This window comes from Streptomyces sp. AB3(2024), assembly GCF_041862025.1.
Lineage (GTDB): Bacteria > Actinomycetota > Actinomycetes > Streptomycetales > Streptomycetaceae > Streptomyces.
Map to the genome: position 1 here is coordinate 1 of NZ_JBGWAB010000107.1, position 19,951 is coordinate 19,951.

At 73.1% G+C, this 19,951-nt stretch carries 19 protein-coding genes; 10 read left to right on the forward strand and 9 right to left on the reverse strand.

The window, feature by feature from the left end:
- The 6 genes from ACEPPI_RS30665 to ACEPPI_RS30690 form a co-directional block, all read right to left on the reverse strand.
- Positions 1-541 (reverse strand): putative T7SS-secreted protein (locus ACEPPI_RS30665; RefSeq protein WP_373918529.1); only part of this gene is annotated, 541 nt, incomplete at its 3' end.
- Positions 538-1,125 carry a hypothetical protein gene (locus ACEPPI_RS30670; protein ID WP_373918530.1) on the reverse strand — a complete coding sequence of 196 codons (588 nt, stop codon included), beginning with the start codon at positions 1,123-1,125 and terminating at the stop codon, positions 538-540. The genes ACEPPI_RS30665 and ACEPPI_RS30670, both read right to left, overlap by 4 nt.
- Positions 1,122-1,553, reverse strand: a complete 432-nt coding sequence (locus ACEPPI_RS30675; protein WP_373918531.1) for an SseB family protein — start codon at positions 1,551-1,553, stop codon at positions 1,122-1,124. Before ACEPPI_RS30675 ends, ACEPPI_RS30670 begins: the two co-directional genes overlap by 4 nt.
- A gap of 175 nt (positions 1,554-1,728) precedes the next feature.
- The gene (locus tag ACEPPI_RS30680; protein WP_373918532.1) at positions 1,729-3,372 is read right to left on the reverse strand and encodes a transporter; all 1,644 of its coding nucleotides are present in this window, start codon (positions 3,370-3,372) and stop codon (positions 1,729-1,731) included.
- The gene (locus ACEPPI_RS30685) at positions 3,369-4,199 is read right to left on the reverse strand and encodes an ABC transporter ATP-binding protein (protein ID WP_266840863.1); all 831 of its coding nucleotides are present in this window, start codon (positions 4,197-4,199) and stop codon (positions 3,369-3,371) included. Before ACEPPI_RS30685 ends, ACEPPI_RS30680 begins: the two co-directional genes overlap by 4 nt.
- Positions 4,200-4,330: 131 nt before the next feature.
- Entirely contained in the window at positions 4,331-5,017 is a 687-nt protein-coding gene (locus tag ACEPPI_RS30690; protein WP_373918533.1) for a bifunctional DNA primase/polymerase, read from the reverse strand.
- A gap of 215 nt (positions 5,018-5,232) precedes the next feature.
- Between ACEPPI_RS30690 and ACEPPI_RS30695 the strand changes: the two genes are divergently transcribed.
- Together ACEPPI_RS30695 and ACEPPI_RS30700 are read left to right on the forward strand one after the other, a co-directional pair.
- Complete coding sequence (locus ACEPPI_RS30695) at positions 5,233-6,615, forward strand: transcriptional regulator (protein WP_373918534.1); 1,383 nt, start codon at positions 5,233-5,235, stop codon at positions 6,613-6,615.
- 78 nt (positions 6,616-6,693) lie between these two features.
- Positions 6,694-8,439, forward strand: coding sequence for a hypothetical protein (locus ACEPPI_RS30700; protein ID WP_373918535.1), 1,746 nt, complete (start codon positions 6,694-6,696; stop codon positions 8,437-8,439).
- Between the two features lie 8 nt (positions 8,440-8,447).
- On the opposite strand, the gene ACEPPI_RS30705 is transcribed toward ACEPPI_RS30700, so the two are convergent.
- Positions 8,448-9,845, reverse strand: a complete 1,398-nt coding sequence (locus ACEPPI_RS30705) for an ABC transporter substrate-binding protein (protein WP_373918536.1) — start codon at positions 9,843-9,845, stop codon at positions 8,448-8,450.
- Positions 9,846-10,041: 196 nt separating this feature from the next.
- On the opposite strand from ACEPPI_RS30705, the gene ACEPPI_RS30710 reads away from it, so the two are divergent.
- Both ACEPPI_RS30710 and purU read left to right on the forward strand, forming a co-directional pair.
- Positions 10,042-10,488 carry a hypothetical protein gene (locus ACEPPI_RS30710; RefSeq protein ID WP_373918554.1) on the forward strand — a complete coding sequence of 149 codons (447 nt, stop codon included), beginning with the start codon at positions 10,042-10,044 and terminating at the stop codon, positions 10,486-10,488.
- A gap of 14 nt (positions 10,489-10,502) precedes the next feature.
- Positions 10,503-11,381, forward strand: coding sequence for a formyltetrahydrofolate deformylase (gene purU, locus ACEPPI_RS30715; protein ID WP_373918537.1), 879 nt, complete (start codon positions 10,503-10,505; stop codon positions 11,379-11,381).
- Between the two features lie 55 nt (positions 11,382-11,436).
- Here the strand turns inward: purU and ACEPPI_RS30720 are convergent, their stop codons facing one another.
- Entirely contained in the window at positions 11,437-11,958 is a 522-nt protein-coding gene (locus tag ACEPPI_RS30720; protein WP_373918538.1) for an EF-hand domain-containing protein, read from the reverse strand.
- 267 nt (positions 11,959-12,225) lie between these two features.
- Here ACEPPI_RS30720 and ACEPPI_RS30725 point away from each other — a divergent pair, with 267 nt between their 5' ends.
- Positions 12,226-12,786 carry a sigma-70 family RNA polymerase sigma factor gene (locus ACEPPI_RS30725; protein ID WP_373918539.1) on the forward strand — a complete coding sequence of 187 codons (561 nt, stop codon included), beginning with the start codon at positions 12,226-12,228 and terminating at the stop codon, positions 12,784-12,786.
- The gene (locus ACEPPI_RS30730; protein WP_373918540.1) at positions 12,786-14,042 is read left to right on the forward strand and encodes a maleylpyruvate isomerase N-terminal domain-containing protein; all 1,257 of its coding nucleotides are present in this window, start codon (positions 12,786-12,788) and stop codon (positions 14,040-14,042) included. The genes ACEPPI_RS30725 and ACEPPI_RS30730 overlap by 1 nt, the downstream gene beginning before the upstream one ends.
- A gap of 121 nt (positions 14,043-14,163) precedes the next feature.
- On the opposite strand, the gene ACEPPI_RS30735 is transcribed toward ACEPPI_RS30730, so the two are convergent.
- Positions 14,164-15,717, reverse strand: a complete 1,554-nt coding sequence (locus ACEPPI_RS30735) for an AMP-binding protein (RefSeq protein WP_373918541.1) — start codon at positions 15,715-15,717, stop codon at positions 14,164-14,166.
- Between the two features lie 154 nt (positions 15,718-15,871).
- Between ACEPPI_RS30735 and ACEPPI_RS30740 the strand changes: the two genes are divergently transcribed.
- The 4 genes from ACEPPI_RS30740 (at position 15,872) to ACEPPI_RS30755 (ending at position 19,948) form a co-directional block, all read left to right on the forward strand.
- On the forward strand, positions 15,872-17,059 hold the full coding sequence (locus ACEPPI_RS30740) for an amidohydrolase family protein (protein ID WP_373918542.1): 1,188 nt from the start codon (positions 15,872-15,874) through the stop codon (positions 17,057-17,059).
- The gene (locus ACEPPI_RS30745; protein ID WP_373918543.1) at positions 17,059-18,213 is read left to right on the forward strand and encodes an acyl-CoA dehydrogenase; all 1,155 of its coding nucleotides are present in this window, start codon (positions 17,059-17,061) and stop codon (positions 18,211-18,213) included. The genes ACEPPI_RS30740 and ACEPPI_RS30745 overlap by 1 nt, the downstream gene beginning before the upstream one ends.
- Positions 18,214-18,218: 5 nt before the next feature.
- On the forward strand, positions 18,219-19,124 hold the full coding sequence (locus ACEPPI_RS30750) for an acyl-CoA dehydrogenase family protein (protein WP_373918555.1): 906 nt from the start codon (positions 18,219-18,221) through the stop codon (positions 19,122-19,124).
- 368 nt (positions 19,125-19,492) lie between these two features.
- The gene (locus ACEPPI_RS30755) at positions 19,493-19,948 is read left to right on the forward strand and encodes an ATP-binding protein (RefSeq protein ID WP_371677302.1); all 456 of its coding nucleotides are present in this window, start codon (positions 19,493-19,495) and stop codon (positions 19,946-19,948) included.
- The last annotated feature ends 3 nt before the right edge of the window (positions 19,949-19,951 follow it).

Here is a 19,951-nt window from a genome sequence, read left to right on the forward strand (position 1 = left end):
GAGAATGGGGTGTAGTTGTGTGTCGTCGTCGCCGTCGGCCGCGCTCCCGGTCTCGAGTAGCCCCCCCCCCGCCCCCGCCCCCCCCCCCCCCCCCCCCCCCCCCCCCCCCGCCCCCCCCCCCCCCCCCCCCCCCCCCCCCCCCCACGGCGAACTTCTCCCGGAAGGCGTCGGCCGCGACGCCCTTCCAGTGACCGGAATCCAGCGCCTTCATGCCCTGGCCGACACGGTCGAAGCCCGCTTGGAAGTCCTTCATGTGCGCCGCCGTCGCGCGGATCGCCGCCGGTGAACCGTGGACCAGCTCGTTGGTCTGATCGGTTTCCCCGAGCTGCTGTTCCCGTACGGACGCCCCGAGACCGGAGGCCACGCCGTCGCCCAGGTCCTCGACCTGGTCGGCCAGCCGGTGGGCGCCCACGCGGTCGAGGACGCCGCCCAGGTTGTCGGAGGCCTTGTCGACCTCCTCGCCGACCTTCTTCTTCGCCGCGTCCCAGGTGTTCTCCAGCTTTCCGAGTCCGGTGTCGACGAGCTTCCCCCAGTCGGTCACCGCTGCTCACCCTCCGCCGCCCGCTCCAGCAGGGTCGCGGCGAGCTTCGCGGCGCGGATGTCCGGGCGGTTGGCCATGTCCTTCCCGGTCTGCTTCCAGGCCGCGTCGCTGTTCCTCTTGGACTCGGTGAGGGACTCCACGCTGTAGTCGGGGTCACGCAGGTTCGTGTACGGGTTGTCGGCCAGCACCTCGCCCCAACCCTTGTCGACGACATCCTGTTCGGATGCGTACGGGTTGCCGCCGATCGCGGCGTTGGCGAGGACCTTGAACCCGCCCTGGATGTAGTGGTCCTGCTCGTAGACCATTCCGGCCGACAGGCCGACGCCGGCCGCGAACACGTTGGCCTGCTGGACGAGCGAGCGCACGCCCCAGCCCCAGCGTTCGCAGAACGCGTCCAGCTCCGAGGTCAGCCCGGCGTGGCCGCTCTGCATGCCGGACAGCTTCAGCTCCGAGAAGCCGTCTCCCAGACTGGCCGTCCCGCTGGAGCCGATCTCCTTCAGCTCCGCCAGGCTGTCCGTGATGCCCCGGGCGATCTGCGCCAATGCGGGCTTGGACACGTCGAGATCGGCCTGGTCCCCGCTCATGCCGCCACCTCGCCGTCGACCGCCACCGCGTCCGGCACGATGCCCCGCACCGGCGGGAACACCGTTCCGCCGGGGCCCGCGGGATTCAGCGCCACCCCGCAGGGGAAGTCCAGCGCCGGAACCACCTCGTCGAGCAGCCGCGCTCCGCGCACCCGCCGGAAGGCCCACTCGCGGTCCGCCTCGCCGCGGGCCTGCGCGAACCGGGACAGCGCGTCCTCGTCCGAGAACGCGCAGATCCAGTCCAGGCCGCCCAGCCCGGCCGTCCACAGACCGCCCCGCTCGTCGAGCGGTACGAGTACCACCAGGTCGCGGAACTCGGCCAGTTGCTGCCAGGCGACCTGCCGCGCTTCGGTCACCGGATCGGCCGCCGCCGGGCGCGAGCCCGCTGCCTCGGTGCGCAGCGCGCCCCACTCTTCTTCGAATCCCACCCGAACTCCCCCCGAACCCATGCGAATCGAACGCACTTTTGCACGGTGGGGTGGGAGGGGCAAATGTCGTGGTTCGGCGATGAAGACATCCGGCCAGATCGGGCGGTCTGCGGAAACGCCGCAGGGGGTGGCGGGCCCTGGGGGCCTGCCACCCCCTGCGGGGAAAGACGGGGGGTCAGCCCTTGCTGACCGCCGTGAGGATCTCCGGGAGGGTGCGGGCCACCCTCGGGGCCGCCAGGCGCAGGCCCGCCCATGCGGACAGGGTGCCCCAGACGATGCCGACCGGGAGGAGGATCCACCGCAGGCCGTGCATGTCGTCGGCGACGTTGAGCCAGACCGCCAAGGCGATCACCGGGGAGCAGATCACCGCCGAGGCGAACATGCCGCCGAGGATGCTCATCCAGGCCAGGCCGCCCTGCCCCGGGGCGACGTTCTTGAAGGCGCCGTCCGTCGGGATGGAGTACGGGTAGTGCGCGGAGGAAAGCGCGCCCGTGCACAGCATCGCGCCCACCACGGCCAGGGAGAGGCCCAGGGCCCCCGGGAAGCCGGCCCAGTCGCCGAGCAGGCCGGCGGTGACGGCCGTGACCAGGGCCGTGTACGGGAGGGTGACCAGGGCCAGGGCGGTGGCGCGGGCGCGCAGTTCCTCGTACGCGTCACGCGGGCCGGAGATGGTCTGGGCGACCATCCAGAAGGCGGAGGTGTCCTGCCCGAACTGGTTGTACATCTGCGAGCCGAGCATCCCCGCGCCGAAGCAGGCCAGGTACACGGACCCGTTGCCCTGGAGGGCGTTGAAGACCGGGATGATCAGGCCGATCGCCAGGGCGGTCACCCAGGCGGCCTTCGTCTTCGGGTCGCGCACCGCGTAGCGCAGGGTGCGCTGCATGACCGCGCCCGTGCGCCCGCCCGGCAGGAAGGACCAGACGCCGCCCGTGCCGTCCCGCTCCTTGCGCGGCGCCGAGGCCTGGAGGGTCGAGCCGTCGGGGGTGACCATCAGCTTGGTCAGGCTGTGCTCCCAGAACCACAGCAGCCCCGCCAGCGCGGCCAGGGTCAGCAGCAGCTGGCCGGCGGCCTCCGCGTACGCGCCCCGGCCGGCGGAGTCGACCATGCCGACGGCCGTTGCGGGCGGCAGCCACCGCACCACGGCCTCGACCGGCTCCAGCTGGCCCATGCCGCCCTGCTGGAAGAGCCGCTGGCTGCCGAAGTTGACCGCCTGCCCGCCGACCGCGATCAGCAGCCCGCTCAGCAGCGCGAGGTCGCGCCCCTTGCGGCTGGACAGCAGCCGTACGTTCGCGGTGGCCACGGCGCGGGCGAGCGCCACGCAGCCCAGGAGCAGCAGCGGTACGGCGACCACCGCCGCCACCACGCCGGCCGCGCCGCGGGCCACCGCCACCACCGAGCCGACGGCCAGGCAGAGCGTGAACAGAGGGCCGATGCCGACGAGCGAGGAGGCCAGCAGGGCCCGTACCAGCGGACGCGGGCGCAGCGGCAGCATCACGAGCCGGCTCGGGTCGAGCGTCTCGTCCCCCGTGGGGAAGAACAGCGGCATGAACGTCCAGCCGAGGGCCAGGAGCGCGGCCAGCAGCACGACGGCGGTACCGGCGTGGGTGTGGCCGTGCAGCATGGACAGGCCCAGGGCCGCGAAGAGGCCGACGACGAGGCAGAAGACCAGGTTGCCGATCCAGACGGCCTTGCGCTTCGAGGAGCCCTTGAGGCCGTTGCGCAGCAGGGACAGCTTCAGCCGGACGAACAGAGGGGTGAGGGAGACCTCGGCGGCTCCGCTCACGGGGGCCGTCGTGGTCAGGGTGCCGGCGGCGCTCATCGTGCGCCGCCGAGCCAGTCGAGGGACTCCCCGGAGCCGCGGTTCTGCGCGCCGACGAGTTCGAGGAAGGCGCTCTGCAAGGAGGGCGCGGAACCCCGTACGTCGGCCAGCGGGCCGGCGGCGCGGATCTGCCCGGCGGCCATCACGGCCACCCAGTCGCAGAGGGATTCGACGAGCTCCATCACGTGGGAGGAGAACACGACGGTGGCGCCGGAGGCGGTGTACCGCTCCAGCACCCCGCGGATGGTCTGCGCCGACACCGGGTCGACGCCCTCGAACGGCTCGTCCAGGAAGAGGACTTCGGGGTTGTGCAGGAGCGCGGCCGCCAGGCCGATCTTCTTGCGCATGCCCGTGGAGTAGTCGACGACCAGCTTGTGCTGTGAGCCCGCGAGGTCCAGGACGTCGAGGAGCTGCGTGGCCCGCTTGTCGGTCTCCTCACCGGGGAGCCCGCGCATCCGGCCCATGTAGCCGAGCAGTTCGCGGCCGGAGAGGCGCTCGAACATCCGCAGGCCCTCGGGCAGCACGCCGATGCGCTTCTTCACCTCGACGGTGTCGGCCCACACGTCGTGCCCGGCGACGATCACCCGGCCCATGTCCGGGCGCAGCAGCCCGGTGATCATCGACAGCGTGGTGGTCTTGCCGGCGCCGTTGGGGCCGACGAGTCCGATGAAGCGGCCCGCGGGCAGCTCCAGATCGATCCCCCCGACCGCCACCTGCTCGCCGAAGCGCTTCCACAGTCCCTCTACGCGTACCGCCGCGGTGGACGGCGCGGGTCGCGCGCCGTCCGTCCCGTTCGTGCCGCCTGCCGCATAACCCTGGTCCGGCATGCGCCTGCCTCTCGTTCTCATCCCCGTTGGTCCTACTTTCCTCACCATAGGAGGAAGGGGGAGAGGGCGGCAGTTACGTATGTCATGAACCGGCGGACACGTATGTCAGATCGGCGCCGGAGGCTGCCGGGTCAGCCCTGGCGGCGCCCCCGGGCGGCCGCGGCCTCGCTGCCGCACGCGTACGCGAGGGCGTCGATCAGCTCCTCGGTGTCCGGCAGCCACCGGTTCGCCGGGGTGGGCTTACGGGCCCACTGCACCGGCCCCTTCCCGCCGAAGCGGGTGGGCGGCGCGGCCACGTACTCGCCCTCGCCCCGCGCGACGAGGTCGATGGCGTGCGGGAGCCAGCCCAGGTTGCGCACCAGGTCCGCGACCTTCGCGCCGGCTCCGGGCAGGACGAAGAACAGCATCCGGTGACCGGGGGTGAGGGTGACCGGCCCGAGGGTGCGCTGCATCCGCTCCAGCCGCGCCAGTGCCAGGAAACCGGCGGATTCGGGGACGTCCAGCGCGTCGAAGGTGCGGCCCGTCGGCAGCAGGATCGAGGCGCTCGGGTGCTTCGCCCAGATCCGGCGCACGCCGACGGCGCTGCCCGAGGCCAGCCCCGCCCAGTCCTTGACCGCCGGGTGCGCGCCGGGTGCCGGGCAGTCCGCCGCTCCGCAGGAGCACAGTTCGCGGCCGTTGCCGGGCTCCAGCCACGTACCCGCGAAGACGTCCCAGTGCCGCTCTTCCGCGTACCGCACGGCATGGTCCAGCAGCTGCTCCCCCCGCTGCTGGGGGATGGGCGCGGTCTCCGTGACTCCGATGGTCTCTTCCACGCCCATCACAACTCCCGTGGTCACCTGGGGTTACGGGCGTAAACCGGCCGGTGGGCGGTGCATCGATCCTGCACGTGGGGCGCACCGGTGCATGTACGGGGGCGCGTAGGAGGCCGGGGCGCGGTCGTTGGGTAACGACACGACGCAGAGACGAAGATTCTCCACACATCAGGCGGGAAGTGATCATTCCAACGCTCTCCCGTGGCTTCAGGGGGTTTTCAATGGCAGCCAGGCCTCTCGTCGCCCGTCAGCCGAACGAACGGCTGCAGGCGCTCATCCAGGAAGCCGGGTGCTCCAACGCCGGGCTAGCCCGGCGCGTCAACATGTGCGGGGCCGAGCACGGCCTCGATCTCCGCTACGACAAGACCTCCGTGGCCCGCTGGCTGCGCGGCCAGCAGCCGCGCGGCCGGGCGCCCGGCATCATCGCCGAGGCCCTCGGCCGCAAACTCGGCCGGACCGTCACCATCGACGAGATCGGCATGGCCAACGGCAAGAACCTCGCCTCCGGCGTGGGCCTGCAGTTCTCCCCGACCGTCGTCGGCGCCATCGAGCAGGTCTGCGAGCTGTGGCGCAGCGACGTCGGGCGCCGCGACTTCCTCGCCGGTTCGAGCGTGGCCGCCTCCGCGCTCGTCGAGCCCAGCCGCGACTGGCTGATCACCGGAGCCGACCCGCAGGTGGCCCGCAACGGCGGGGCCCGGGTGGGGATGTCCGACGTGGAGGCCGTCCGCGCGACGACGCAGGCGCTGACCGAGCTCGACCACCGCTTCGGCAGCGGGCACGTCCGCCCCGTGGTGGTGCACTACCTCAACTCCGTGGTCTCCGGCCTGATCGCCGGCTCCTACCGGGAGCCGGTCGGGCGGGCCCTGTTCGCGGCCGTCGCCCGGCTCACCGAACTCGCCGGGTACATGGCGGTGGACACGGGCCAGCCCGGCCTGGCCCAGCGCTACTACATCCAGGCCCTGCGGCTGGCCCAGGCCGCGGGCGACCGCGCGTACGGGGGCTACGTGCTGGCCGCGTCCATGAGCCACCTCGCCGCCGAGCTGGGCAACCCGCGCGAGATCGCGCAGCTGGCGCGGGCCGCCCAGGAGGGCACGCGGGGGCAGGTCACCCCGAGGGTGGAGGCCATGTTCTACGCCGCCGAGGCGCGCGGGCACGCGCTGCTGGGCGACGCCCGCGCCACGGCGGTGCTGTCGGGGCGGGCGATCACGGCGCTGGAGCGGGCCGAGCCGGAGTCGGGGGACGACCCGGTGTGGATCCGGCACTTCGACCAGGCCTACCTGGCGGACGAGCTCGCCCACTGCCACCGGGACCTCGGCCAGGCCGAGGCGGCCGGCCGGCGCGCGGAGGAGGCCCTGCGCCGGCTGCCCGCGACCAAGGCGCGCCGGCGGGCGATCGGGCTGCTGCTGCTGGCGGCGGCGCAGGTGCAGCAGCGGGAGGTGGAGCAGGCCTGCCAGACGGCGACGACGGCCGCCGAACTGCTGGGCACGCTGAGGTCGAGGCGGGGTGCGGAGTACCTGGAGGACTTCCGCACGCGGCTGGAGCCGTACCGGGAGGAAGCGGCCGTCCGGGAGTTCGGGTCGCGGCTGGAGGTTCAGGTGGCCTGACGTGCCCGTGGCGCGACCGGGTAGCGTGGTCCGACGTTCCGTTGGTTCCGGAAAGTCGGAGAAGGCAGAGGAGTCCCGGTGACGACGCAGAGCGGACAAGGGGGCGTCCCCCGGCCCGGGGCGGCGGATCCGGCACGGCCCGACGCCGCACGCCCCGACGCGGACCCGGGGTACCCGGCGCAGCCGGGTCCGGGCGCCGGGGAGCCGTGGGGCGCGCCCGCGCAGTACGGGCAGCAGCCGCAGCCTCCGGCGTACGGACAGGAGCAGTACGACGGGCAGCCGCAGCAGCCGCAGCCTCCGGCGTACGGACAGGAGCAGTACGGCGGGCAGCCGCAGCAGGGGCAGGGGCAGCCGCAGTACGGGCAGCCGCAGGGGCAGCCCGCGTACGGCTACCCGCCGCAGGGGCAGCCCGGCTACGGATACCCGCCCGCGGGGCACGTCGTGGGTCCGGGCTTCGAGGGCCCGGGGCAACCGCACGGCTACGGTTACCCGCCGCTGCCCGACGCGGCCACCCAGTACATCCCGCCGGTCCCGGCGGGCGGCGGGCACCCGGGCGAGGCGGCGACGCAGTTCATCGCGCCCGTTCCCGCGGCGGGCGGGCACCCGGGCGAGGCGGCGACCCAGTTCATCGCGCCGGTCCCCGCGGCGGGCGGGCACCCGGGTGATGCGGCGACCCAGTTCATCCCGCCGGTCCCCGCGGCGGGCGGGCATCCCGGTGATGCCGCGACCCAGTTCATCCCGCCGGTCCCCGCGGCGGGCGGGCACCCGGGTGATGCCGCGACCCAGTTCATCGCGCCGGTCCCGGCCGCCGGTGCGCACCCCGGCGAGGCGGCGACCCAGTACATCCCGCCGGTCCCCGCGGCGGGCGGGCACCCGGGTGATGCGGCGACCCAGTACATACCGCCGGTCCCGGCCGACGGAGCGCACCCCGGTGAGGCCGCGACCCAGTTCATCCCGCCCGTCCCCGCGGCCCCCGGGCCCCCGCCCGTCGAGGGCTTCGACGCGCTGTTCCGGGCCGACGAGGCCATCGCCGCGGCGCCCACCCAGGCGATGGCGTCGGTCCAGAGCCCGGCCCCCCGGCGTACGCCGCCGCCCGCGCCGCCCCAGCAGTACGCGCCACGCCGGCCCCAGCAGCACCAGCAGCAGCAGTACGCGCCCCCGCCCCCGCCGCCCTCCGCCCCGGCCCCGCGCCGGGTGTCGCCGGCGGTCATCGCGGCCGGGGTCTTCGGACTGGCCGTGGCCGGACTCGGGGTGGGCGCGCTGCTCAGCGACGGCAAGGCCTCGAACAGCGACCCGGGCGCCGTGGCCCCCGCGAGCACCGGCTCGGGCGCCTCGGGCGCACCGGTGGGGGAGGCCCCCGTGGACCCGGCCCGCCCGCAGGCCGTCCAGCTGGACAAGCTGCTCGCGGACAGCAATGACAGCCGGGCATCGGTGATCAAGGCCGTGGACGACATCAAGGACTGCAAGAACCTCGGTCAGGCGGCCCAGGACCTGCGCGACGCGGCCCGCCAGCGCGAGGAGCTGGTCACCCGGCTCCAGGAGCTCAAGACGGACCTGCTCCCGAACCACGCACGGCTCTCGGCCGCCCTCACCAAGGCCTGGAAGGCCTCCGCGGACGCCGACAACAACTACGCGGACTGGGCGGACGACGCGGGCCACGACAAGGGCGGCTGCAAGGACGGCAAGGCCAAGGCCACCGACAACGCCGCCGACGGCAACAAGTCGAGCGGCGAGGCCACGAAGTCCAAGGTGACGGCGGCGGCCCTGTGGAACCCGATCGCCGCCAAGTACGGCCTCACCCGCCGCGACACGTCCGAGCTGTGACCGGGTGATCAGGCCGAGCGGGGAGCCTGTTCCAGGGTCGAGGTCATGTCCTGGGCGGACTCGCCGGGCTGGTCGACGATGCGGCCCGCCCGGACGATCTGGAAGCTGACCCGGCCGTTGACCAGGCGGGGGAAGCCGGCCACGGCCCGCATGTCCTGGTAGCGCCAGCTGAGGTCGGGGGTGAGGCCGCCCGTCTTGACGCCCTGGGACTCGTTGAGCGCGTGGGCCAGCTTGCGGGCCGTGACGTCCTCGTCCTCCTTGAAGCGCTGTACGACCTCGTTCAGCACGGTGTACGCGATCCAGGTGGTCTGCGCCCCGCTGTCGTCGGGGTCGACGGTGTCGTCGCCGAACGCCTGCTCGGTGATCACCTTCCGCATCGGGGCCCACAGCGGGTCGGTCGAGACCGGGTACCAGCTGGTGACGAACGAGCCCTCGAAGGGGCTCTCCTTGCCGCCGGTGCGGTCGACGAGGGCCTGGCTGACACTGCCGAGGACGGAGGCGATCTGCGGGTCGCGGTGCTGGGTGTCGAGGCGGCGGAAGGCGTCGAAGAAGGTCTCGGTGCGCTCGCCGAGGACGGCCGTGACGCAGGGCTTGCCCTCCTTGGGAGCGGGATCCTTGGCGCCGGCTCCCGCTCCGGCTGCGGATCCGCCCCCCGGTCCCGCGTTGGCCGTGCCGTCCTTGGAGCCCCCCTTCGCCGTCTCCTTGGTGTCCTTGGCCGGGCCGCCCGCCGATCCGTCGGCCAGCGCCTCGCGCGCCTGCGGGGTCAGGTCCGCGGAGTCCTCGGCGGCCCGGATGTCGGAGGCGTCCGGCATCTTGTTGGCCCGCAGCCCCGCGTTCAGCAGGACCGGCATCGAGTCCCCGGCGAGGGTGTCCGGGCGCACCAGCGACACCTGGGCGCAGGCCTTGCCGAGCTGGTGCCCGGCGCCGGCCAGCAGCGCGGGCTGGCCGCCGTTGACCGGGTAGGACAAGGGGCTCTGGAACTCCTCGGAGGAGACCCCGTAGCCGCCGATGAAGGGGATGCCCTCGGCCTCCAGCGGGGCCATGAAGGCGCGTCCGTGCTGGCTGTACGAGCCGACGACGGCGATGGCCTTCTCGGCGATGGCCTGGCGGGCGCAGTCGGCGGCGCCGGTCGGGGTGTTCTTCTCGTTGCAGGTCAGGACGCGCAGCTTGTGGCCGTGGATGCCGCCGTTGGCGTTGACCCAGCGCTCGTAGGCCTTGGCCATACCGGGCATTCCCGGCATGTTGGTCGCCTTGGTGGCCATCGGGGCGAACGTCATGACCGTGAAGGTGCCCCCGGAGCCCCCCGAGCCCCCGGGGAGCACCCCGCACGCGGTGGTGAGACACGCGCCCACCGCCGAGGCAAGGAGCAGGCGGAGCAGGGAAGTTGCGCGTCGGCGACTGGTCATGTCCACCGACCATTCCGCTCGCCGGGGAACTGGATGGTGAGGTGTACGCAACATCGGGTGATGCCCAGGTGAATTGCCGGGGAGTAACCGTCCGCAGGCGCTTCAAGATCGCGCCAAGGGGGAACGTACGATCGAAAGCGTGACATTCGCCCAAGGTTCGAAGAACTCTTCCCGCCGCGGCGGCCGCTCCTCCACCATGGGCGGCATGCCCCTCAACGACATGCCGTGGTGGCGCTGGCGCGCGAACGTGCGCTCGGCGCTGCACATGCTCTCCGACCCGGTGTTCCAGGAGGAGGTCTGGCTGACCGGCGCGGAAGGCTACGGGGACGTCACCGACGCCGTGTACCGGCTCGTCGAGGACACCTGGCTCGACAGCTGGTCCGCCGACAAGTACGTCGGCACGATCTTCCGGGACGCGCAGGAGGCCGCCCTCGTGGACCTCGCCGTCCTGCGGGTGCTGCGGATCCTGCACCAGGTCGGGCCCGACGCGCCCGTCTCCACGTACCTGGAACACCACGCCTGGCCCGAGGCGGTACGGGCCTCGCGCGAGGCGCACGTACGGATGGCGACGGCGGACGGGGAGGATCCGGACGAGCCGCCCACCTCGGTCGACGCACTGAGGATGCTCACCCGCGCGGTGTGAAAGGCTATGCCGTCATGAGCGACCCGCAGCCCGAGGCCACTGCCCAGCCCCAGTACGTCCTGACCGTGTCCTGCCCCGACAAGCAGGGCATCGTGCACGCCGTGTCGAGTTACCTCTTCATGACCGGCTGCAACATCGTGGACAGCCAGCAGTTCGGAGACCGGGAGACCGGGCTCTTCTTCATGCGGGTGCACTTCGAGGCCGAGCCTGCGGTCACCGTCGAGAAGCTGCGCGCGAGCTTCGCCGCGATCGGCGACTCCTTCCGCATGGACTGGCAGATCCACCGCTCCGACGAGCGCATGCGGATCGTCCTCATGGTGTCGAAGTTCGGCCACTGCCTGAACGACCTGCTGTTCCGCTCGCGGATCGGCGCGCTGCCCGTGGAGATCGCGGCCGTGGTCTCGAACCACACCGACTTCGCCGAGCTGGTCGGCTCGTACGACGTGCCCTTCGTGCACATCCCGGTCACCAAGGACACCAAGGCGGACGCCGAGGCGCGGCTGCTGGAACTGGTCCGCGCGCAGGACGTCCAGCTCGTCGTCCTCGCCCGCTACATGCAGGTGCTGTCCGACACCCTGTGCAAGGAACTGAGCGGGCGGATCATCAACATCCACCACTCCTTCCTGCCGAGCTTCAAGGGCGCCAAGCCCTACCACCAGGCGCACGCCCGCGGTGTGAAGCTCATCGGCGCCACCGCGCACTACGTGACCGCCGACCTCGACGAGGGCCCGATCATCGAGCAGGAGGTCGAGCGCGTCGGCCACGAGGTCACGCCCGACCAGCTGGTCGCCATCGGCCGCGACGTGGAGTGCCAGGCGCTCGCCCGCGCGGTGAAGTGGCACAGCGAGCACCGCGTCCTGCTGAACGGCCGCCGCACCGTCGTCTTCGCCTGAGTCCCGGCGCGCTACGCGGGGGCCGGGCGTCGTCCGCCCGGCCCGCCGCGCGGTGTCACGCGTCGGGTGCCTCCACCCCGCAGTAGCCCGCGAAGGCCGCCATGATCTCGTCCTCGGAGATCCGGCCGTCGCCGTCCGCGTCCAGCGCCCGCGCCACCGGGCCGGCCAGCTCCGGCGCCGTGCCGAGCACCCGCAGGACCCGGGCCGCGGCCGCCGGGGTCGCGGCGCCCGTGCCGTCCTCGTCCGCCACCGCGATCACCGCGGCCAGGAACGGGCGCGCGATCTCCGCGAACCGGTCGGGGCTGTCCCGCAGCCGCTTCGCCGCCCCGGTGACGAACTCCTCCCGGGAGACCCGCTGGTCCCCGTCCACATCGGCGATCCCGGCCATCCCCTGCCAGAACGCCTCCGCGCCGTTGAACACGGCCTGTCCCTTGTCCGACCGCGCGGTGGTGCCGAACTCGGCCAGTACGGCCCTGGCCGCCGTACTGAAGTCCTCCCGATCGATGTAGCCGGATCCGTCCTGGTCGAAAGTGGCGAATCGGGCGGCGATCTTGCGCTCGTATTCTGCGCTGTCCATATGCGGAGTTCCGCCTTCACATGTGCGAGGGAGTGCAGTTCAAGACAGGCAGGAGCGTAAGGCCTCGGTGGCCTGAGCGTTAAGCGAAGCGGTCAAGGAGGTGGCCGCATCGAACCCGCGCACGGGGAGCGCGGCAGGGCGCGTACACCTGTGCCAACAGCGCCCCTAGCACGCGGGCCGCGGTCCGCGGACGGGGTTCCCCCAAAACAGGCGCGTTCCATCGGTTGCGCACTACATTTGACGGGTCGGCACACGGCGGGAGGAAGCATGGCGAAGGACGTTCCACCCCGCTGGGACCGTCGCATGCAGCAGCGCCTCGCCCGCGGTGAGGCCGCCGCGCTCGGCGAGCTCTACGACCGCTTCGCCTCCCTCGTACACGGCCTGGCCCACCGGGTGCTCGGCGACGAGAAGGCCGCGGACCGGATCACCCGCGAGGTCTTCGGCTACATCTGGGAGAACCCGGACGCCTACGACCCCAAGCAGGGCTCCATGCGCTCCTGGGTCGCCCGGATCACCCAGGGCCAGGCCGTCGACCGGCTGCGCCAGGTCGAATGCGGCCTCGGCTCCCACGAGGAGCTGGAGCAGAAGGTGCGCAGCGCCAACGCCGCCGCCCGCGCCGACTACATCGTCACCTCCATGCCCGCGCCGCTGCGCGCCGCCCTGGAACTCGCCTACTTCAAGCGGCGCGACTACCGGCAGGCCGCCGCCGACCTGCAGATCAGCGAGGACGAGGCGCGCCGCAGGCTGCGGCTCGGCCTCCAGCTGCTGTCGACCGCCAACGGCCTCCCCCGGGAGGACCCTGCCCCTCGCCGATACGGAACCACCTGATGACCGGCCCCTCCGAAGACGCCCCCGACGACGCCCGCGAGTACGCCGCGGGCCGCGCGGCGCGGATACCGGGACCGCGCCCCGCCGGAGACGACCTCGAACCGCCGGCCCCCGCCCCCGGGACCGCGGCGGCGCTCTCGTCGGCGCCCGCGCCGCCGCCCCCGCACGGGGTACTGAAGTCCCTGCTCGGGGCGTGGGCGCTCGCCGCCTGTTCCGCCGAGGAGACCCAGGCCGTGGAGGACCACCTCACCGAGTGCGCGCCCTGCGCGGAGGAGGCGCTGCGGCTGCGGGACGCCGTGGGGCTGCTGCACCCCGAGGACACCCTCGACCTCAAGCCGCTGCTGCGCTCACGGGTGCTGGAGGACTGCCTGGGCAAGCGCCCCGCCCGCATCCCGGTACCGGTGTGGGCGGGCCCGTACGACACCGAGACGGCACGCCTCGATGCGCTGCTGCGGGACTTCGGCGAGGCGGAGTGGGACACCCCGGTCCGGCTGAAGTGGTTCGAGGAGGAGCGCCGTCGCACCCGCCGGACCACCGTGTCCGGGGTGATCGGCCACCTGCTGACGGTGGACGGCCTCGTCGCCGCCGCCCTCGGCCTCGACGATCCGCTGGGGCCGCACGCACCCCCGGGCGGACCCGAGGGGCGCACCGAGCACTTCTGGAGTTCCGGCGCCCATCCGGGCACCGGCGCGGTCCGCGATCCCTGGCGGGAGCAGGGCCACACCCTGGTCCGTACGGTCTCCTTCGCGGGCCGGGGCGCCGCCGAACTCGGGGTCGACTACGGGGCGTTCACGCTGCCGCTGGCCGACGCGTTCCTGGAGCGGGCCTTCGAGTGCTGGGTGCACGCCTCGGACATCGCCGAGGCCGTGGACTACCCGTACGGGCCGCCGTCGGGCCCGCACCTGCACCGCATGATCGACCTCGCGGCGCGGCTGCTCCCCACCGCCCTGGCGGGCCGGCGCCGCGCGGGACTGGCGGCGCCGCCGCGCGGCCTGGTCGCGGCGGGCGCTCCGGGGCGGACCCTGCACCTGGAGATCGAGGGGGCGGGCGGCGGCTCCTGGGACATCGCCCTGGACTCCCCGGCGGCGAAGCCGTCGCGGGAGCACACGGTGGCGGAGGTCGCGCTGGACGGCGTCGAGTTCTGCCAGCTCGCCGCCGGGCACATCTCCCCGGAGGACGCCGCCGTCGGCCAGAGCGGCGACCGCGAGGCGATCCGCGACGTCCTGTTCGCGGCGGCTTCGCTGAGCCGGCTGTAGCGGCACGCGCGTACGCGGCTCCGTCCTGGGGGAGGGAGCCGCGTACGGGATGCCGCCTGCGTAGCGGGCGGCGTGGTGGGTCTTGCCGTCGTTCCCGGCGGCCAGGGCCCGGCCGGGGGCGTCAGGGGCGGGAATAGCGTTCCCGCAGGCGGTACTTGAGGACCTTGCGCAGGGCGTCGTTGCGGGGCAGGGCCTCGACCAGTTCCAGTTGCTCGGGGAGCTTGTGCGGGGACAGGCCCTGGGCCCGCAGGTGGGCCGTCAGCTGGGGCAGGGTCAGTGGCGCAGCCCCCCGGGGCTGCTCGATCACGGCGCAGACGCGCTCGCCGCGTTCGGGGTCCGGCAGGCCGATGACGGCGACGTCGCCCACGGCCGGGAGCAGGTGCAGGAGGTCCTCGATCTCCTTGGCCGAGATGTTCTCGCCCTTGCGGATGATCACGTCCTTGCTGCGGCCCGTGAGGACCAGGTGGCCGTCGGCGGTGAGGTGGCCGAGGTCGCCGGTGATCAGGTAGCCGTCGGCGTCGAAGACCTCCGCGGAGTCCTCGCGGCCCAGGTAGCCCCGGCAGACGGCCTCGCCGCGCAGCCGCACCTCACCGTCGGTTCCGGCGGGCAGGGGTGCGCCCTGCGGGGTGGTGATGCGGACGGACATGCCGCGCGGGGGGCGGCCCTCGGTGGTGGCGAGGTTCTCGGGGGTGTCGTCCGGGGAGCCCATGGTGATCATCGGGACCTCGGTCATGCCGTACCCGTGGGTGAGCTGGCAGCCCAGCTCGCGCACCACCGCGTGGTAGATCTCCGGGGGCTTGGGGGCGCCGCCGCCGGCGAGCAGGCGCAGGGTGGGGATGAGCCGCGTCCCCGGGTCCTTGCGCTGTTCGGTCAGGAACAGGGAGTAGAAGGCGGTGGAGCCGCCCGCGACGGTGACGCCGTGGCGCCGGTAGCCGTCCAGTGCGTCGGGCAGCGCGAACTTCTCGAAGAGCACCGCGGGGAACCCGTACAGCAGCAGCATCACCAGGTAGTCGGGGCCGCCTATGTGCGCGTACGGGAACGCGATCGAGCCGACGTCGGCGGGGGTCAGCCGCAGTGCGTCGGCGAGGCAGGTGCCGCCCGCGATGAGCGAGCGGTCGGTGTGCAGGACGCCCTTGGGATCGGAGGTGGTGCCGGAGGTCCAGTAGATCCACCGTACGGAGGTCCCGTCGGCCGGCGGTGGGGGCAGCACGGCGGGGTCGCCGTCGGGGAGGGAGCCGTAGGCCTCGAAGACCCCGCGGGCGCCGATCCGGGCGGCCATCGCGGTGTGGTCGAAGCCGCGCCAGACGCCGGGCACGGCGAAGAACTCGGCCTTGGCCTCGCGCAGCGCGAAGCCCACCTCGCGGTCGCGGTAGAAGGGGATCACCGGCGACTGGACGGCGCCGAGCCGGGCCAGGGCGAGCGAGAGCAGCACCGTCTCGATGCGGGTGGGCAGCTGCCAGGCGACGACCGTGCCGGGGCGCACCCCCAGGCCGTACAGCCCGGCCGCGGTGCGTTCGGCGCGCCCGTGCAGGGCGCCGAAGGTCAGGACGCGGTCGTCGGCGGGGTCGTCGGCGGCCTCGATGAGGACGGGTGCGTCCGGGGTGCGGGCGGCCCGCCGGGAGACCAGTTCCCACAGGGTGGCGCAGCTGCTCGGATCCGTCCCGATGTCCGTCATCCCGGACCTCCCCTGGGCGTGGCAGTCGACGGTGGGCAAGGAGTCTGACGGTTAGTCAGATCAAGCGCAGAGCGTAGGCCTCGGACGCTTGTCGGTCCAGGGGTGGCGGGGCTAGCTTGTTTCTGACGATCCATCAGATCGGATTGGGGAGACCATGGAACTGCCTCGGATCATCAGCGTCGACGACCACGTCATCGAACCGGCCCACCTGTTCGACGTGTGGCTGCCGGCCAAGTACCGGGACCGCGGCCCCAAGGCCCTCACGGCGGGCATCGGCGAGCTCGTCTACACCGGCGGCAAGTACGTCATCTCCATGGACCCCGACGGCCCGCCGACCGACTGGTGGATCTACGAGGACCTGAAGTTCCCGTACAAGCGCAACATCGCCGCCGTGGGCTTCGACCGCGACGACATGACCCTGGAGGGCATCACCCGCGAGGAGATGCGCCGAGGTTGCTGGGACCCCAAGGCGCGCCTCGACGACATGGACCTCAACCACGTCGAGGCCTCCCTCTGCTTCCCGACCTTCCCGCGCTTCTGCGGCCAGACCTTCGCCGAGGCCCACGACAAGGAGGTCGCCCTCGCCTGCGTGCGCGCCTACAACGACTGGATGGTCGAGGAGTGGTGCGGCGACAGCGGCGGCCGCCTCATCCCGCTGTGCATCATCCCGCTCTGGGACATCGGCCTGGCCGTCGCCGAGATCCGCCGCAACGCCGCCCGCGGCGTCCGCGCGGTGACCTTCTCCGAGATCCCCACCCACCTGGGGCTGCCGTCCATCCACTCCGGCTACTGGGACCCCTTCTTCGCCGTCTGCCAGGAGACCGGCACGGTCGTGAACATGCACATCGGGTCCTCGTCCCAGATGCCCGCGGCCTCCCCGGACGCCCCGCCCGCCGTCCAGGCCTCGCTGAGCTTCAACAACGCCATGGCCTCGATGATGGACTTCCTCTTCAGCGGGGCCCTCGTGAAGTTCCCGAGGCTCACCCTCGCCTACAGCGAAGGCCAGATGGGCTGGATCCCCTACGCCCTCGAACGCGCCGACGACGTCTGGCGCGAGCACCGCGCCTGGGGCGGGGTCCGCGACCTGATCCCCGAGCCGCCGTCCACGTACTACTACCGCCAGATCTACTGCTGCTTCTTCCGCGACAAGCACGGGATCGCCTCGCTCGACGTCGTCGGCCGCGACAACGCCACCTTCGAGACCGACTACCCGCACGTGGACTCGACCTTCCCGCACACCAGGGAGGTCGCCCTCGACCACGTGAAGGACCTCGACGCCGAGACCGTCCACAAACTGATGCGCGGCAACGCCATCCGCATGCTCGGCCTGGACCTCACCTGATGGACCTCACCTACACCGAGGAGGAAAGGGACTTCCGGGCCCGACTGCGCGAGTGGCTGGGCAAGACCCTGCCCGAGCTGCCCGCCAGGCCCTCCCCGGACGACTGGCCCGGCCGCCGCGCCTACGACCTGGGCTGGCAGCGCAGGCTGTACGACGCCGGGTACGCGGGCCTGCACTGGCCCGTCGACGCCGGCGGACGCGGCGCCACCCCGACCCAGCACCTGATCTTCCTGGAGGAGACCGAACGCGCCGGCGCCCCCTACGTCGGCGCGAACTTCGTCGGCCTGCTGCACGCCGGACCGACCATCGCCGCCGAGGGCACCGCCGGGCAGCGCGCCCGCTGGCTGCCGCCCGTCCTGCGCGGCGACGAGGTGTGGTGCCAGGGCTTCAGCGAGCCCGGCGCCGGCTCCGACCTGGCCTCCCTGCGCACGCGGGCGGTGCGCGACGGGGACGCGTACGTCGTCACCGGATCGAAGATCTGGACCTCGCACGCGGAGGTCGCCGACTGGTGCGAGCTGCTGGTGCGCACGGACCCGCAGGCCCCCAAACACCGCGGGATCTCCTGGCTGGCCATGCCGATGGACGCGCCCGGGATCACGGTCCGGCCGCTGCGCACCCTCGCCGGGTCGGCCGAGTTCGCGGAGGTCTTCCTCGACGAGGTGCGGGTCCCGGTCGCCAACCGGGTCGGGGAGGAGAACGACGGCTGGCGCGTGACGATGGTGACCCTGTCCTTCGAACGGGGCACCGCCTTCGTCGGCGAGGTCGTCGCCTGCCGGCGCACCCTGGCCATGCTGGCCCGTACCGCCAAGGCGAACGGCCGCTGGGACGACCCCGTGCTGCGGCGCACCCTCGGAAGGCTCCACGGGGAGTTCGGGGCCCTGTGGCGGCTGACGCAGTGGAACGTCAGTGAGGCGCAGCGCTGCGGCGGCGTCCCCGGCACGGGCGGCAGCGTCTTCAAGCTGGCGTACTCCCACGCCCGCCAGGAGCTCTACGACGCGGCCGCGGAGGTGCTGGGCGCGGATTCCCTCTCGCTGGAGGAGGAGTGGACCCTGGACCGGCTCTCGTCCCTCTCGTACACGATCGCGGCGGGTACCTCGCAGATCCAGCGCAACATCGTCGCCGAGCGGATCCTCGGCCTTCCGAAGGGGCGGTGAGCGCCGTGGACTTCCAGCCGACGGAGGACCAGCGGGCCTTGCGGGCGGGCGTACGGGACCTCCTCGCCGGCCGGTACGGGCGCGAGGCCCTGCGGGCGTCGGTGGACGCCGGGGGCGCCCTGGACCGGGCCCTGTGGCGGGAGCTGGGCGGGGCGGGGCTCTTCGCGCTGCGCCTGCCGGAGGAGCGGGGCGGGGTCGGGCTCGGCCTGCCCGAGGCGGTCCTCGTCTTCGAGGAGGCCGGGCGGGCCCTGCTGCCGGGGCCGCTGGTGGCCACCCACCTGGCCGCCGGGACGGTCCCCGGCGCGGCGGAGGGGACGGCCGTGGTCACCGCCTTCGACCTGGACGGCCCGCTGGTGGCGCACCTGGGCGACGCCGACGCGGTGCTCGGGGCGGACCCGCTCCCCGCCGGGACCCCGGTGCGCTCGGCGGACCCGCTGACCCCGCTGTGGCGGGCGGAACCGGCCGGGGGTGCGCAGGTGGAGGCGTACCGGGAGGAGGGGGCGCTGCTGACGGCGGCCCTGCAGGTCGGGAGCGCACTGCGGACGGTCGAGCTGGCGGTGCGGTACGCGGGGGAGCGCGAGCAGTTCGGGCAGCCGATCGGAGCGTTCCAGGCGGTCAAGCACCTGTGCGCGGACATGCTGGTGCGCGCCGAGGTGGCCCGTACGGCGGTCTACGCGGCGGCGGTGACGGCGGACGGCGCGGAGATCGCGGCGGCCAAACTGCTGGCCGACGAGGCGGCGCTGCGGGGCGCACGGGACTGCCTCCAGGTGCACGGCGGGATGGGCTTCACCTGGGAGGCGGACGTGCACCTGCACCTGAAGCGGGCGTGGGTGCGGGCGCGGCAGTGGGGCACGGCGGCGCGGGCGCAGGAGTTCCTGGCGGAGCGGCTGCTGGAGGAGGCGGTTCCGTAGGTAGCAGGCTGTGACGGGAGCGGGGCCGCGCGGGCGCGGCCGGGCCGGGGCCGGCCGGGGCGGGGCACGGGAGGAACGACGCGGGACGCATGTCCGATTACAGAGAGTTGATATCGGTTTGTGTCCTTCGCCCGCCCCGATCCGGGCCGGAGGCAGGGGTGTGCTCCGGTACGCTCCCACGAATGCGAGCGGTTGAGCGGCGCGAGCGCCGCACAGTATGCACCACGCCTACTCCTTCGCGCTGGAATATGCCCGAAGCGCTTGTTGTGGTGACTGTATGTCAACCATGCTGCTCGGCAAGGGGATCACGAGCGGTGGTCCCGCCCCGTCGCGAGGCGAAGTGTCCGCCGGTTCGGATGGTGTGAGCGGTGCAGGTGCTTCAGGTGCAGCTTGAGGTAGGACCGGATCCCGCCGAGGTCGGCCGGGCCCGCCGGTGGGCCCGGTCCAGGCTGGCGTGGTCCGGCATAGGGGACGACGAGCCGCTCGCCGAGACGCTGGTCCTGCTGATCTCCGAGCTGGTCACGAACGCGGTCGTGCACACGGGCTGTCCGGCCGTGTTGCGGATGCTGTTCGGCGGGCCGGGCGTACGGGTCGAGGTCGCCGACACCAGTGACCGGGCGCCGGCCCGCCGGCAGGCCTGCGGTGAGGACACGGGCGGGCGCGGGCTGGAGCTGGTGGACGGGCTCGCCGACCGGTGGGGCTGGCAGCGCGAGGGCGCGGGCAAACGGATCTGGTGCGAGATCGACCGCGCGGAACCGGCGGCGCCCGCCGTACGCCCCGACCAAGAATTTGCCCGGAGGCGGGAACCGCGCGTGTACCTCTAACGA

Bases quoted from the DNA above. Each gene is read 5' to 3' on its own strand.
- purU (WP_373918537.1), top strand. From the start codon at position 10,503: ATGAGCGACCCGCAGCCCGAGGCCACTGCCCAGCCCCAGTACGTCCTG.
- ACEPPI_RS30685 (WP_266840863.1), bottom strand. From the start codon at position 4,199: ATGCCGGACCAGGGTTATGCGGCAGGCGGCACGAACGGGACGGACGGC.
- ACEPPI_RS30740 (WP_373918542.1), top strand. From the start codon at position 15,872: ATGGAACTGCCTCGGATCATCAGCGTCGACGACCACGTCATCGAACCG.
- ACEPPI_RS30710 (WP_373918554.1), top strand. From the start codon at position 10,042: ATGGGCGGCATGCCCCTCAACGACATGCCGTGGTGGCGCTGGCGCGCG.
- ACEPPI_RS30680 (WP_373918532.1), bottom strand. From the start codon at position 3,372: ATGAGCGCCGCCGGCACCCTGACCACGACGGCCCCCGTGAGCGGAGCC.
- ACEPPI_RS30695 (WP_373918534.1), top strand. From the start codon at position 5,233: ATGGCAGCCAGGCCTCTCGTCGCCCGTCAGCCGAACGAACGGCTGCAG.
- ACEPPI_RS30725 (WP_373918539.1), top strand. From the start codon at position 12,226: ATGGCGAAGGACGTTCCACCCCGCTGGGACCGTCGCATGCAGCAGCGC.
- ACEPPI_RS30730 (WP_373918540.1), top strand. From the start codon at position 12,786: ATGACCGGCCCCTCCGAAGACGCCCCCGACGACGCCCGCGAGTACGCC.
- ACEPPI_RS30670 (WP_373918530.1), bottom strand. From the start codon at position 1,125: ATGAGCGGGGACCAGGCCGATCTCGACGTGTCCAAGCCCGCATTGGCG.
- ACEPPI_RS30705 (WP_373918536.1), bottom strand. From the start codon at position 9,845: ATGACCAGTCGCCGACGCGCAACTTCCCTGCTCCGCCTGCTCCTTGCC.
- ACEPPI_RS30720 (WP_373918538.1), bottom strand. From the start codon at position 11,958: ATGGACAGCGCAGAATACGAGCGCAAGATCGCCGCCCGATTCGCCACT.
- ACEPPI_RS30735 (WP_373918541.1), bottom strand. From the start codon at position 15,717: ATGACGGACATCGGGACGGATCCGAGCAGCTGCGCCACCCTGTGGGAA.
- ACEPPI_RS30690 (WP_373918533.1), bottom strand. From the start codon at position 5,017: ATGGGCGTGGAAGAGACCATCGGAGTCACGGAGACCGCGCCCATCCCC.
- ACEPPI_RS30745 (WP_373918543.1), top strand. From the start codon at position 17,059: ATGGACCTCACCTACACCGAGGAGGAAAGGGACTTCCGGGCCCGACTG.